At 53.8% G+C, this 13,765-nt stretch carries 11 protein-coding genes and 7 tRNA genes; 12 read left to right on the forward strand and 6 right to left on the reverse strand.

The features are described from left to right. Nucleotides 1-36: 36 nt before the first annotated feature. From BB497_09005 to BB497_09015, 3 genes are all read left to right on the forward strand, one after another. Nucleotides 37-429: a hypothetical protein gene (locus BB497_09005; protein ID AVI62829.1), complete on the forward strand. Its 393-nt coding sequence runs from the start codon at nt 37-39 to the stop codon at nt 427-429. 164 nt (nt 430-593) lie between these two features. After that, entirely contained in the window at nt 594-1,004 is a 411-nt protein-coding gene (locus BB497_09010) for a phasin family protein (protein AVI62830.1), read from the forward strand. Between the two features lie 99 nt (nt 1,005-1,103). Then, nucleotides 1,104-2,954 carry a class I poly(R)-hydroxyalkanoic acid synthase gene (locus tag BB497_09015; GenBank protein ID AVI62831.1) on the forward strand — a complete coding sequence of 617 codons (1,851 nt, stop codon included), beginning with the start codon at nt 1,104-1,106 and terminating at the stop codon, nt 2,952-2,954. 104 nt (nt 2,955-3,058) lie between these two features. Here the strand turns inward: BB497_09015 and BB497_09020 are convergent, their stop codons facing one another. The 5 genes from BB497_09020 to BB497_09040 all read right to left on the reverse strand — a co-directional run bounded on the left by BB497_09020 (nt 3,059) and on the right by BB497_09040 (nt 8,473). Next, on the reverse strand, nt 3,059-4,516 hold the full coding sequence (locus tag BB497_09020; GenBank protein AVI62832.1) for an apolipoprotein N-acyltransferase: 1,458 nt from the start codon (nt 4,514-4,516) through the stop codon (nt 3,059-3,061). Between the two features lie 36 nt (nt 4,517-4,552). Next, nucleotides 4,553-5,437: a magnesium/cobalt efflux protein gene (locus tag BB497_09025; GenBank protein AVI62833.1), complete on the reverse strand. Its 885-nt coding sequence runs from the start codon at nt 5,435-5,437 to the stop codon at nt 4,553-4,555. Nucleotides 5,438-5,497: 60 nt separating this feature from the next. Then, a complete protein-coding gene (locus BB497_09030) occupies nt 5,498-5,968 on the reverse strand; it encodes an rRNA maturation RNase YbeY (protein AVI62834.1) in 471 nt (156 codons plus the stop codon). Next, nucleotides 5,968-7,044 carry an ATP-binding protein gene (locus BB497_09035; protein ID AVI62835.1) on the reverse strand — a complete coding sequence of 359 codons (1,077 nt, stop codon included), beginning with the start codon at nt 7,042-7,044 and terminating at the stop codon, nt 5,968-5,970. Before BB497_09035 ends, BB497_09030 begins: the two co-directional genes overlap by 1 nt. A gap of 85 nt (nt 7,045-7,129) precedes the next feature. After that, entirely contained in the window at nt 7,130-8,473 is a 1,344-nt protein-coding gene (locus BB497_09040; GenBank protein ID AVI62836.1) for a tRNA (N6-isopentenyl adenosine(37)-C2)-methylthiotransferase MiaB, read from the reverse strand. Between the two features lie 184 nt (nt 8,474-8,657). Here BB497_09040 and BB497_09045 point away from each other — a divergent pair. The 9 genes from BB497_09045 to BB497_09085 all read left to right on the forward strand — a co-directional run bounded on the left by BB497_09045 (nt 8,658) and on the right by BB497_09085 (nt 11,441). Next, a tRNA-Asn gene (locus tag BB497_09045) sits at nt 8,658-8,733 on the forward strand. A gap of 67 nt (nt 8,734-8,800) precedes the next feature. Continuing rightward, nucleotides 8,801-8,876 (forward strand) — tRNA-Asn (locus tag BB497_09050). A 67-nt stretch (nt 8,877-8,943) separates the two neighbouring features. Next, a tRNA-Asn gene (locus tag BB497_09055) sits at nt 8,944-9,019 on the forward strand. 40 nt (nt 9,020-9,059) lie between these two features. Further along, nucleotides 9,060-9,135 (forward strand) — tRNA-Asn (locus BB497_09060). Nucleotides 9,136-9,175: 40 nt separating this feature from the next. After that, a tRNA-Asn gene (locus BB497_09065) sits at nt 9,176-9,251 on the forward strand. A gap of 67 nt (nt 9,252-9,318) precedes the next feature. After that, nucleotides 9,319-9,394: transfer RNA gene (locus tag BB497_09070), tRNA-Asn, on the forward strand. Between the two features lie 67 nt (nt 9,395-9,461). Next, nucleotides 9,462-9,537: transfer RNA gene (locus BB497_09075), tRNA-Asn, on the forward strand. Nucleotides 9,538-9,807: 270 nt separating this feature from the next. After that, on the forward strand, nt 9,808-10,980 hold the full coding sequence (locus BB497_09080; GenBank protein ID AVI62837.1) for a transposase: 1,173 nt from the start codon (nt 9,808-9,810) through the stop codon (nt 10,978-10,980). Between the two features lie 98 nt (nt 10,981-11,078). After that, nucleotides 11,079-11,441: a transcriptional regulator gene (locus tag BB497_09085; GenBank protein AVI62838.1), complete on the forward strand. Its 363-nt coding sequence runs from the start codon at nt 11,079-11,081 to the stop codon at nt 11,439-11,441. A 171-nt stretch (nt 11,442-11,612) separates the two neighbouring features. Here the strand turns inward: BB497_09085 and BB497_09090 are convergent, their stop codons facing one another. Then, nucleotides 11,613-13,697 carry a peptidase S41 gene (locus BB497_09090; GenBank protein ID AVI62839.1) on the reverse strand — a complete coding sequence of 695 codons (2,085 nt, stop codon included), beginning with the start codon at nt 13,695-13,697 and terminating at the stop codon, nt 11,613-11,615. Nucleotides 13,698-13,765 lie beyond the last annotated feature (68 nt).

Consider the following 13,765-nt stretch of genomic DNA (forward strand, 5'->3'; position numbering starts at 1 on the left):
CTGCTACACTCAAGTGAGACGGTTAAGGAGTCGCCTATGAAAATTAACGTTGAGTTTGACCTGACGCCGGATGAGTTTCGGCAATCCTTGGGGTTGCCCGATGTTGAGGCGTTTCAGCAAAGCATGCTGGAAAATATTCAGCGGCAAATGGAGTCGGGCGTAGAAGGGTACGACCCGATGAGCTTAATGCGTCCCTATCTGCAGCAGCCGATGATGCAGCAGGGGCTTTCACAGGGGCTCGCTAACTTCGGCACCTATCAGCAAATGATGCTGGATATGCTGCGCCAAGCCGGTTCTGCCAGCAGTGATGGCGGTAGCGACACAAGCCATAATGAAAGCAGTCAAGAAGACGCCAGCAAAAGTACCACGAGCGAGAGAAGCAGCAAGGCAAAAGCCACTGCCTCCTCCCGCTCTCGGGCAAAAGGGTAGGCGGGCACGGGCGCTATCTTAAAAATGTTGCAAAGCACCGTGTTAACTAAGTGCTATGTTGCAAAGCACCATGCCAACGATTACTCTTTTTGCAGTGCAGCAATGCGCCGTGTGATGAGCCTCTCCAGGCTCATGCCAAGGAACGAGAGACAGGAGCAAATACAATGCAAGATAAAATGATGGACGCCTTCAACACTCAGACCCGCCAGATGTTTGAGCCGATGCGTAAGATGAATTCGCTGATGCTCAACAACATGGAGAAGCTGACGCAGTACCAGTTAGAAGCCATGAAGCGTTACAGCCAAATGGGAACTGAGCGCATTCGCAGTGCCACCGAGATTAAAGACGCAGAAAGTCTGCGCGATTTTGGCACTAAACAAGCCGAAATGATGAACGAACTATCTCAACAAATGCAGGAAGATGCTCGTGTGATGGGCGAAATGAGCCTGCAGTTTAAATCCGAAATGGAAAAGCTGTTCAGCGAGGCTGGGCAGAAAATGAGCGAGCAGGCAACGTCCGCTGTGAAAGGCGAACAGCCCGCGAAAGCCTCCAGCCAGTCTTCACGCAAAAACTAAAATAGCACTGTCAGCGGCGCCTCTAGGGGCGCCGTGTTGTTTCTGAATGATATTGCCTGGGCGTGGGCCACGCCACATGCAGGGTAGGGGAGAGCGAGTATGCAGTCAGGGTGGAAATTGCCGTCTAAAGCAATGTCTCAAGAAGAGATGGAGACATGGAAGGCGCAGATTAGTGAGATCGGCGAACAGTACCGAGGTCTCTTTGAAGACTTACTAACGCGAATGGCACCCAGTGAAGCCGCAGACTCCGTTCATAGCGACATGCGCGAGAGCTTTGAAGCCGCCGCGAAGTCGCTAATGAGCGACCCTAACTTGCTGTGGCAAACGCAGTCACGGTTAGTACAAGACCAGTGGTTGCTCTGGCAACAGGGTATTCGCGCGATGGCTGGCGAGCAGGTGACGCCATTGGTAACGCCGGCAAAAGGCGATCGTCGCTTTAAAGATGAAGCCTGGACACAAGAACCCTACTACTTATCGATTATGCAGCAGTACCTGCTGTTTTCGCAGATGGTAGAAGAGCTGATTGATGGGCTGGATACGCTAGACCCTATCCATAAGCGTAACCTGGCTTTTTATGCGCGTCAGCTGGTCAACGCCATGGCGCCCACCAACTTTGTTTCTACCAACCCTGAAGTGATGCGCTGTACGCTGGAAACCCGGGGACAAAATCTTGTCGACGGTCTTACCCGCCTACGTGAAGATTTAGCCAACTCTGCGGAAGGCATTAACGTACGCATGACCGATCGCAGCGCCTTTGGCGTAGGCGACAATATTGCTGTCACGCCCGGTGCTGTCGTGTATGAGAATGAACTGATTCAGTTAATTCAATACACGCCTACGACGGAAAAAACCTTTAAGACACCGCTGTTAATCGTGCCACCGTGGATCAATAAATATTACATATTGGATCTGCGGGAAGATAACTCGTTAGTCAAATGGATGGTAGATCAGGGGCATACCGTCTTCCTGATTTCCTGGCGTAACCCTGGCCCAGAGCAGCGCGACATCACCTGGGCTGATTACATGCAAATGGGCCCCATCAGCGCGATGGAAGCCATTGAGCAGGCCTGTGGCGAGAAGTCGGTCAATCTGTTGAGCTACTGTGTGGGTGGGACGTTAACCGCCTCGACTGTGGCCTACCTAACGAGTACGCGGCGCGCGCGCAAAGTGAAGTCCGTTACCTATATGGCAACGCTGCAAGATTTCCGCGACCCCGGAGATATAGGCGTATTCCTTAACGAGCGCGTGGTGGAAGGGATTGAGAATACGCTAGAAATGAAGGGGTATTTAGATGGCCGCTCGATGGCCTACACCTTTAATTTATTGCGTGAGAATGATCTGTTCTGGTCGTTCTATATCAATAATTATCTGAAAGGTGAAATTCCTGCAGCGTTTGATTTACTGTATTGGAATACCGATGGTACCAACCTGCCAGCAGGTACACACGCGTGGTACCTGCGCCATATGTACCTGGAAAACCGCTTGGTAGAGCCAGGTGGTATTGAGTTAGACGAGGTGAAGATTGACCTGCGTAAAGTATCGGCACCGTGCTACTTTGTGTCGACTAAAGAAGATCATATCGCCAAATGGAATAGTACCTATTACGGTGCGCTGTTGCCCAAAGGGCCGGTAACGTTTGTCTTGGGCGGCTCTGGCCATATCGCAGGCATTGTGAACCCGCCCCATAAAAATAAGTACGGCTACTGGACCAACGATGCGTTGCCAGAAACCCATGAGGCATGGCAAGAGGGGGCGACGTTTAATGAAGGCTCTTGGTGGCCACACTGGCAGGCGTGGGTCACTAAGAACGGCTATGCGGACGCTGACCCGAAAAAGATGGTGCCCGTTCGCCAGCCCGGAGAGGGCGAGCTAAAGGTGATTGAACCTGCGCCAGGCCGCTACGTAAAAATGACGATTCCCGAGGTGTTGGGCGAAACGCCTAACGCTTGATTCTCTCGTTATTTTTACACAATGAGCTGAGTTAATAGCCCTAAAAAAGCCCCTGCCACCCTTTGGGTGGCAGGGGCTTTTGGGTGCTTGCTAGGCGACTAGAGCTAACGACGGCGGGGTAGCCCAGGTAACAGTAGCAATCCAGCTAATAACCACGTGGGCCAACTACCCATGCGAGTGAACGGCGTTAGCCCCTCCATGGCGTAGAACTCGCCGGTTAAGTAGGTGGTTTCAAACTGTGGCGCTCGATCCACCAGCTCACCTCTTGGATCAATAATCGCGGTAATACCATTACTGGTGGCGCGCACTACATAGCGGCCGTTTTCCAGCGCGCGCAGGCGGGCCATTTGCAGGTGCTGGTGAGGCCCGATGGAGGCGCCAAACCACGTATCGTTAGACACTGTGACAATCACCTCGCTATCAGCTGCACGCCGTGCAACAAGCTGCGGATAGATAATTTCATAGCAAATAGCGTTGCCTATGCTTACGCCCGCAGCCTGCATAGGAGCTTGTCCAGAGGCGCCCTTAGTAAAGCTCGACATCGGGAGGTCAAAAAAGTTAATAGCGCCGCGCAATACACTTTCTAACGGAAGATACTCACCAAACGGTACTAGGTGCTCTTTTTGATAACTGCCTTCTACATTGCCTACCCCGATGACGCTGTTGAAGTAACGACTCTGTTCATCTAACTGAACAATGCCTGTCATTAATGCGGCGCCGGGGGGCAAATTGGCCTGCACCCGCTCAAGTACAGGCTGGGCCTGATGCTCCATCATGGGTAGCGCGGTTTCGGGCCACAGGATGAGGTCTACGTTATCGGCGACCTCACGGGTTAGATTGCTATAGGTATTGGCGGCCACCCGCTGGCCTTCTGGCGTCCACTTTAAAAGCTGTGGCAGGTTGCCTTGCAGCAGCGCAACGCGAGTAGGCTCATCAACCGGTGTGGTCCAGAGCGTGGGGAGCGCCAACGGCGCCAGCCAAATAACGGCGATCGGCGCTAACGCCCACCACTGGCGACGCAATAGCTCTGCCCCTAAGGTTCCCGTGAGCACGACGAATAGCGAAAGCAGGTAAACGCCGCCGATGGGTGCCCAGCTGGCAAGGGGAGAATCGACATAGCTTGAACCAACCAGCAGCCAAGGAAAGCCGGTAAAGAGGTAGGTGCGCAGTACTTCCCCTAACACCCAGGCGCCCGCGAAGGTTAACAATGCCCAGCGGGGGCCAAAAAAGCGTCGATAGAGCCAGAAGGTACCGGCAAAAAACAGGGCTAAAACGGCCACAAATAGCGCGGTAAGAAACACCGCCAAGGGCATGCCGGTATAGCCATAGTCATGAATAGAGACATACACCCAAGAAGTGCCGCTGGCAAACAGCGCTACGCCATATAGCCAGCCTTTTAGCGCCGCTTGGGCCGGGGTTAAGGTGTGCATGCCAGTGTATAAAAGGGCAATCGCAACGGGCCCTAGCCACCACAGTTCAAACGGTGAGGCGGTGAGCGTGGTAAAGCCGCCCGCCACCAGGGCGGCCAGCAGCTGAAGCGCAAACGTGGGCGTCAACCCCATGGTGATATCCTATCGAAAAGTAATCTGAATAGATGGTTAGTCGTCGCCCGCGTCGTCACTGTCGGTGTTTTGATCGGGATACGCTTCAAGTAAGCGGATTCGCCGGTTGTCAGCATTCAGGATGACAAAGCGCCAGCCGCCGAAGCAGGTATGCTCGCCACGCCCCGGCAAGTGACCAAACTGCTGCATCACCAAGCCGCCAACGGTGTCAAACTCGTCATCGGAAAACTTGGTGCCGAACCGTTCGTTGAAGTCTTCAATGGGGGTTAAAGCGCGAATCGCGAAGTGGCCGTTATCCAGCGTGCGGATATCGTCCTCTTCGTCGGTATCGTGTTCATCTTCGATATCCCCGACAATCTGCTCCAGAATGTCCTCAATGGTGATAATGCCCGCAGTGCCGCCGTACTCGTCCACCACTATCGCCATGTGGTTGTGGGTGTCGCGGAACTCCTTAAGCAGGCTGTTTAAGCGCTTGGACTCCGGAATAAACATGGCCGGACGTAGCACATCTTCCAGCTTAAAAGCATCACGGCTCTCTTGGGTCTGCGAGAGCAGGGGAAGCAAATCTTTAACCAGTAGAATACCTTTAACATCATCAAGGTTCTCACCGATCACCGGATAGCGAGAGTGGCCAGTTTCCTGAATGAGGGGCAGGTAGCCATCGCTGGTTTGATCAAGCGTAATCGCCGACACCTGGGAGCGTGGAATTAATATTTCCCGCACCTGCTGGTCGCTAATCTCAAGTGCGCCTTCAATAATCATGATGGCGTCTTGGTCAAGCTTCAGCTTTCCTGCAGTGTGGCGTAAAAACGTCATCAGCTCATCCCGTGAGCTGGGTTCGTCATTGTCACCGGAAAGGGCGCCAAAGAGTTTCTCGAGCCAGGATTTTTGATTGGGGTTGCTCGATCGGTCTTCGCTCATTGCGTCTCATCTCTCAGTTACGGGCAGATACGTTAGGTGTAACAAGTGACGTGTGGGCAGTCACAGACAGTTACTCAGGTAAGGATCAGGAATATCCAGCGAGGCGAGAAGCTCACGCTCGATCTGCTCCATCTCCTCTGCCTCTTGCTCGTCAATATGATCGTAGCCCATTAAATGCAGGGTGCCGTGGATGACCATATGGGCGTAATGATGCGTCAGCGACTTGTGCTGCTCGCTTGCCTCCTGAGCGACGATATCGTGACAAATAATTAGATCGCCCAGCAGCGGTAGTGTCATGCCTGGTGGGTTCTCAAAAGGGAAGGAGAGCACATTGGTGGGCTTATCCTTACCCCGATAGTCGCGGTTCAGCGCTTGGCTTTCAGCGTTGCCGACCAAGCGAATGGTCAGCTCTAAGCGCTCGTCATCCGGATGGCGTGAAAACACACAGCCCACCCAAAGGGTGAGCTGTTCAAGAGTGGGTAGCTGCGGCTCATTAATAGCTACCTGGCGATCAATCGCAATATCGCTCATTACGGTGCGTTTCCTGAGCGTTCAAGCGCGTGTAGGCGGGCTTCGCGCTCCTGTTGGCGAGTCTCACGGCGGGCGCGCTGTTCCACTTCCTGCTGAGATTCAAACTCATCGTAGGCCTCGATGATGCGCTGAACCAGCGGATGACGCACAACATCTTTGGCCGCAAAGTGGGTCACGCCGATTCCCGGCGTTTCTTTAAGCACGTCCAGTACCTGAGACAGCCCAGAGCGCTGCCCGCGTGGCAGGTCTACCTGGGTGATGTCACCAGTAATCACCGCTGTCGAGCCAAAGCCAATCCGCGTGAGGAACATTTTCATCTGTTCCGGCGTGGTGTTTTGGCTCTCATCCAAGATGATGTAAGAGTTATTCAGCGTGCGTCCGCGCATATAAGCCAGCGGGGCGATTTCAATCACCTGGCGCTCAATCAGCTTGGCGACCTGCTCAAAACCGATCATCTCGTACAGCGCATCGTAAAGCGGGCGCAGGTAAGGGTCGATCTTCTGGGCGAGATCCCCCGGCAAAAAGCCTAGCTTTTCTCCCGCTTCTACCGCAGGGCGCACCAGTAGAATACGGCGAACTTCCTGCTGGTTGAGTGCTTCCACGGCAGCGGCTACGGCTAGGTAGGTTTTACCGGTACCGGCAGGCCCAATGCCAAAGTTGATATCGTGCTCACGGATGCTTTGCACGTAGCGCTGCTGGTTCAACCCACGGGGCTTGATCATGGTGCGCGGCGTTCGCATCACCACGTCATCACCACCGCCATCGCCATCCACTTCTTCTTCTAGCGCTTCCAGGCCAGACTCTTGGAGAAATAAGTGCACCGTGTCGGCTTCAAGTTCACTAGCCGCCGTTTCACGGTAGAGATGTTCCAGCACGTTAGCAGCCGCTTTAATACGGTTCGCAGCACCGGCCAACTGAAAAATATTGCCCCGGTTGCGCAGTGTCACGTCCAGGCGGCTCTCAATCAGTTTTAGGTGCTCGTCCTGTTGGCCGCATAGGCTGGCAAGCCGCTGCGGGTCATTGGGTTCAAGGCTTAGGGTGATAATGCGATTGGCCTGAGGTGATGGCTGGCTCAAGAGTAAGAAACCCGTTAGTTGATGTGTGTGAGCTTCAGCTTACTGCCCCGGCGGTGCCGGGGCAATTACCTAGGATAGCGAATAATTAATAACGCTCGTCAGAAGCAAGCTCACCACGCAGTGAATTGGGCAGTGCTTCGGTGATTTCCACGTCCACAAAGTAGCCAATAAGCTCCGTAGGGTTGGCCGCGCGAAAGTTAACCACGCGGTTATTTTCGGTACGGCCCGAGAGTTGGCCAGGGTCTCTTGGTGAGAAGCCGGAGACCAATACTCGCTGAGTAGTGCCGACCATGCGGCGGCTGATCTGAGCAGTCTGCTGCAGAATTCGTTCCTGCAAAATGGCGAGTCGCTGCTTTTTAACGCTTTCTGGCGTTTCATCCGGCAGGCCAGAAGCGGGCGTACCTGGGCGCGCTGAGTAAACAAAGCTGAAGGAGTGGTCAAAGCCAATGCGATGAATCAGATCCATCGTTGCTTCGAAATCCTCTTCGGTCTCGCCAGGGAAGCCAATAATAAAGTCAGAGGAGAAACTAATATCCGGGCGATTAGCGCGGATGCGCTCCATTTTCTCAATGTACTCTTCGGCGGTGTGGCCCCGCTTCATAGCACTCAAGATGCGGTCAGAGCCAGACTGCACGGGAAGGTGCAGGTGGCTGACCAGCTCTGGAATATCGGCAAAGGCGTCGACCAAGCTGTCGGTGAACTCCACTGGGTGCGAAGTTGTAAAGCGGATACGGTCGATGCCATCGACGGCGGCGACACAGGCGATCAGCTCGGCAAGGTCAATCTCATCGCCATCCTCGTTATCGCCGCGGTAGGCGTTAACGTTTTGGCCCAACAGGTTGACCTCTCGCACGCCTTGGTCGGCTAAGTGAATCACCTCGTCCATCACGGCCTCGAAGGGGCGAGAGACCTCTTCACCGCGGGTGTAGGGCACTACACAGAAGGTGCAGTATTTCGAGCAGCCTTCCATGATCGAAACAAATGCCGTCGCGCCGTCGGATGTTGGCTGAGGCAGGTGATCAAATTTTTCGATTTCAGGGAAGGTAACGTCCACTGCAGCAATTTGGTTATTGTTGCGGGCGTCCAGCATCTTGGGCACGCGGTGTAGCGTTTGTGGGCCGAATATCATGTCCACAAAGGGGGCCCGCTTACGCAGCGCTTCACCTTCTTGGCTAGCCACGCAGCCGCCTACGCCAATCACTAGGTCTGGGTTGGCGTCTTTAAGCTTTTTCCAGCGACCCAGTTGGTGGTAGACCTTATCTTGAGCCTTTTCGCGAATCGAGCAGGTGTTCAGCAGAATCACGTCTGCTTCTTTCTCGTTATCGGTCAATTCCAGCTGATGAGATTCGCCGAGCATATCCGCCATACGGGAGGAGTCGTACTCGTTCATTTGGCAGCCGTGCGTTTTGATAAAAAGCTTCTTCGCCATCGGTACCTGTCGTCTATGGGTCGTCGGGGGGACGAGGGATGAATGAAAACTCATGAGCAGCTAATGGCTGCCGTAGAATGGAGGGCATTATACGGGCACAAGAAACCAGGGGCTAGCGTTCACCAGGAAACGATACTTGACCTAAGCGTTTCAATCAGTATACTACGCACCGTGTTTGAGCAGTTCCTCGATAGCTCAGTTGGTAGAGCAAATGACTGTTAATCATTGGGTCGCAGGTTCGAGTCCTGCTCGAGGAGCCAACATTCTGAAGTAAGTCGTTTGTAACTTCAGTGGCCTCACTCTCAACACATCAGCAATATGTAATGTTCCTCGATAGCTCAGTTGGTAGAGCAAATGACTGTTAATCATTGGGTCGCAGGTTCGAGTCCTGCTCGAGGAGCCAACATTCTGAAGTAAGTCGTTTGTAACTTCAGTGGCCTCACTCTCAACACATCAGCAATATGTAATGTTCCTCGATAGCTCAGTTGGTAGAGCAAATGACTGTTAATCATTGGGTCGCAGGTTCGAGTCCTGCTCGAGGAGCCAAATTGCTGTTCTGCTATAATTACCATGTACGGTAAAACATTCCCCGATAGCTCAGTTGGTAGAGCAAATGACTGTTAATCATTGGGTCGCAGGTTCGAGTCCTGCTCGAGGAGCCAAATTGCTGTTCTGCTATAATTACCATGTACGGTAAAACATTCCCCGATAGCTCAGTTGGTAGAGCAAATGACTGTTAATCATTGGGTCGCAGGTTCGAGTCCTGCTCGAGGAGCCAACATTCTGAAGTAAGTCGTTTGTAACTTCAGTGGCCTCACTCTCAACACATCAGCAATATGTAATGTTCCTCGATAGCTCAGTTGGTAGAGCAAATGACTGTTAATCATTGGGTCGCAGGTTCGAGTCCTGCTCGAGGAGCCAACATTCTGAAGTAAGTCGTTTGTAACTTCAGTGGCCTCACTCTCAACACATCAGCAATATGTAATGTTCCTCGATAGCTCAGTTGGTAGAGCAAATGACTGTTAATCATTGGGTCGCAGGTTCGAGTCCTGCTCGGGGAGCCAATAAGCATCTTACACTCTTTTTTATACCCTTTTGCTTTAAGACTGCCTGTTTTTGACACCGTTATTATTGATAAGCCATAACACCCGTTGCGATTAGCATCTTGGGTGACTTTTTGTGCCTTACCGTTGACTATTTTAGCAAAAATCCGCGTAAACCCTCGCCCGATTGAGGGCGGGGATACAAGCGGGCAGCGCGCTAGCGCTGCAGGGGTTGTAGTTTCGTATTTATCTGGCACTATACATTCATACAGTCAACGAGTTGAAGCCGTTGTGTTAACAGCCACCAAAGTACGCATCTACCCCACCCCCGAACAGGCTGATTTCTTGAATCAGCAATTCGGGGCGGTGCGGTTTACGTACAACAAGGCACTGCACATTATCAGTTCGCAGTACAAGCGCCATGGCACCAAGCTGCGCGCTAAGAAAGACCTCAAGCCGTTGTTGGCGGTGGCGAAGAAGTCTCGCAACTACCACTGGCTCAAAGCGTTTGATTCTATCGCACTGCAACAGGCGTGCATTAACCTGGATCGCGCCTTCCAGAACTTCTTTAACCCCCAGCTAAAAGCCCGCTATCCGCGCTTTAAACGCAAGCATGGCAAGCAATCGAGCTATCACTGCACCAGCGTTAAGGCGGGTGATGACTGGATCAAAGTCCCCAAGCTTACGCCGATTAAAGCCCGAATCCATCGAGAGATCGCCGGCACGCTGAAAAGCATCACACTGACCCGCACCCCCACGGGCAAGTATTTTGCCTCGCTGCTGGTGGAGGATGGTGTGGAGGCAGCCGCACCGCTGCAAACGGTGGAGACGGTGCTGGGGGTCGATATGGGCTTAACGCATTTGGCCATCGACTCCACTGGCCGCAAGGTCGCCAATCCTCGCTTCTTGAAGCTGGCGCCTGCCAACCTACGCCGCAAGCAGAAAGCGCTTTCACGCTGCCAGAAAGGCAGCAAGCGCCGTGCGAAAGCGCGGCTAATGCTCGCCAAGGCGCATGAGCGGCTGGCGAATGCGCGTGCTGACTTCCAGCACAAACTGTCTCGACAACTCATTGACGACAACCAAGCGGTGGTGGTCGAGACACTGAGCGTGAAAAACATGCTCAAAAACCGCAAGCTGGCCAAGCATATTGCCGATGCCAGTTGGAGCAGGTTGATCGAAAAACTGGCGTATAAGGCGAAGCAGCAAGGCAAACATCTGGTCAGAATCGACCAATGGTTCGCCAGCTCCAAAACCTGCGCGGGCTGCGGCCACAAAGTCGAACAAATGCCCCTCAGTGTCCGCACCTGGGATTGCCCAAGCTGTGGCACAAAGGCGATTGACCGTGACGTAAACGCCGCGATCACTATTCGCCAGCAAGGCATTTTAAAATTAAAGGCGGAAGGGCTGTCCGTCTCTGCCCATCGAGGCCTGTGTAAGACCGGTCACGCACCGGCTGCGGCCTAAGACGTGGGAAGCCTCACCCGTGGTTGCGTAGCGACGTAGGGTGGGGAGCAGTCACTAGCGTAAACTATGTGCATCATTCACTGGTTAGGAAGAGTGTTGTGGGCAAAGTAGCGAGCCTGGAAGCGTTGCAGGTGTTTAAGTGTTTAAGCGATGAGACACGGCTAATGCTGGTATTGCTGATCGCCAAAGAGCAGTCGTTGTGCGTCTGTGAGATGACCTATGCACTGGACGAGTCACAGCCAAAGGTGTCGCGTCATTTGGCTCAGCTGCGTCAATGTGGCTTGCTTAGCGACCAGCGAGAAGGGCAGTGGGTGTATTACCGCTTGGCGTCACAGCTGCCTGTGTGGGCGCAAGCCATTATCCAGGCCGGTAGTGATGGTAGTGCCTTGCGGGTCAGTGAGCTTAGCCAGCGGCTTGCTAAGATGGGTGACCGGCCTGCGCGTCGAGCAGCCCTCTGCTAGTTAAGCGTTTTAGGGAACTTTCGGTCGACACTTTCCTTGTAAACACTCGTGTGGCGTAAGCCAGTGCGCGCATAAAAAATAAGCACACAAAAAACGCCAGCCTGCGATTGAATAAGCGGGCTGGCGTTTTCGTTGGGTAGTGCGCCTGCCTAGCATGTAGGCAGGGTGCGTTTAGCGCTTGGCCATCCGTTGGATAGCTTTCAGGTGAGCGTAGTCGAGTAAAATCTCGGCAGCTTCTAGGGCGTGGGCGCGATCAACGGGCATATCGTCGTTGTTATCGTCCTCGTCTGGGCTGCCTGACTCAGCACCATCACCCCGTGCGTCCATCCACTCTTCCAGTTCAGGTAAGCCCAGGGCGCGGCGGCGTTGGTTCTCAAGAGAGAGTTGCTCGGCCTCCCGGGCTTCCAGCTCGCGCTGGCGCTGTTCGCGGTTCAGGCTCACGCTGGTATGCTGCTCGCGTAGCTGACGGGAAAGCGTAGACTGGTGCTCAAGGTAGCGGAAGTTGGGGTTTTCTTCGGCCCGTACTTCATGCTGGGAAAGCAGCGTGGCGAGCACGTCCTCAGGAGAGCCGTAGCGGCGGTACTGGACATTTTGTACCGTGTCCCAGGCTAGAGCGTTATCCAAGCTGCTTTCACCAATGCGCTCGGGGTCGATCAAGCTGGGGAAGGTGATGTCCGGAACGACACCGCGGTTTTGCGTGCTGTCGCCAGAAATGCGGTAAAACTTAGCGCGGGTCAGCTTGATCTGGCCGTGGCTTAAGTCGTTTAAGGTTTGTACAGTGCCTTTACCAAACGTAGGGGTGCCTACCACGATGCCACGGCCATAGTCTTGAATAGCACCGGCAAAAATTTCAGAGGCAGAGGCGGAAAGACGATTGACCAGAACGGTTAGCGGGCCGTCGTATAGTGTGCCTGCTTCGGTGTCGCCATAGAGCTGAATGCGCCCCTGGGCGTCGCGTACTTGCACCGTGGGACCGCGGTCGATAAACAGGCCAATCAGTGAGTTAGCTTCCTGGAGGGCGCCACCGCCGTTGTTACGCAGGTCGAGTACAATGCCTTCTACGCCTTCCTGCTTGAGTTTCTCAACTTCGCGGGCAACATCTCGCGTGGTGCTGCGGTACTCCTCTTCACCGGCCTGCCAGGCATCAAAATCCACATAGAAAGTGGGGATATTGATAATGCCAATGCGGTGAGGTTTGCCATCTCGATTGACTTCGACAATTTCGCTCTTGGCGGCCTGATCTTCCAGGCTTACCGTGTCACGGGTAATTTCGATAATTTGCGAACGGGTCATATCCACTGCTTGGGCGGGCACAACATCAAGGCGCACAACTGAGCCTTTGGGGCCGCGAATCAGGTCTACGACGTTATCCAGGCGCATGCCCACCACATTGACCATCTCGCCCTCTTTCTGGCCCACTGCAATAATGCGGTCGGCAGGCTCTAGTACGCCGGCGCGATCAGCAGGGCCGCCAGGAACCAGGCTAGATACTTTGACGTATTCGCCGTCGGCTTGCAGCAGTGCGCCAATGCCTTCAAGGGAAAGGCTCATTTGAATATCGAACGACTCTCCTTGGCGGGGCGAGAGGTAGCCTGTGTGAGGATCGATGGTGCTTGCAACAGAAGCCATCAATAAGCCGAATACGTCTTCAGCCTCTGTTTGGCGCAGTCGTGTAAGCTGCCCTTCGTAACGCTGGCGCAGGTTGGCTTCAATTTGCTCATCGTCTTGGTCGGTCAAGGCCAGGGTGAGCGCATCGTTTTTAAGCCGTTTGCGCCACAGCTCATCCAGTTCACTCTCGCGGTTAGCCCAAGGCGCATCTTCGCGGTCTACTTCCAGGCGCTCGTCGCTGTCGAACTCGAAAGAGAGGCCAGCATCAAGGCGCGCTAAAAGCCACTCAAGGCGCGCTACATGGCGATCACTCAGGCGGTTGTAAAGTTCAAATGCGTCGTCTAGGTTACCGTCGAAAAGTACCTCCACCATGCTGGTTTCCAGGTGACGGAAGGGTTCAATATCGCGGCTTAGAAGATATGAACGCTGACCATCTAAAATATCTAGATAGCGCTGGAAAGCTTCCTGAGACCACTGCTCGTCGAAGGTAATATCAGCATAGTGGCCGTAGCGAAGCGAGTCCGCAATTTCTACGGCCGCTTGGCGTTGTTCGTCGGTCGGCGCGAGTTGCGCCAGTGCTGCCGGGCTGGTGATAACCAGCATGACGGCAAATGCGACCGAGCGTGAAAGCGTTGCAAACAAGCTCATCAGTCAAGCTCTCCCGGATTTGTGTAAACTCATTCTTCCCTAGACCCGCAGATAGCCTATGAGTTGCG

Source organism: Halomonas sp. GFAJ-1, from assembly GCA_002966495.1.
Lineage (GTDB): Bacteria > Pseudomonadota > Gammaproteobacteria > Pseudomonadales > Halomonadaceae > Vreelandella.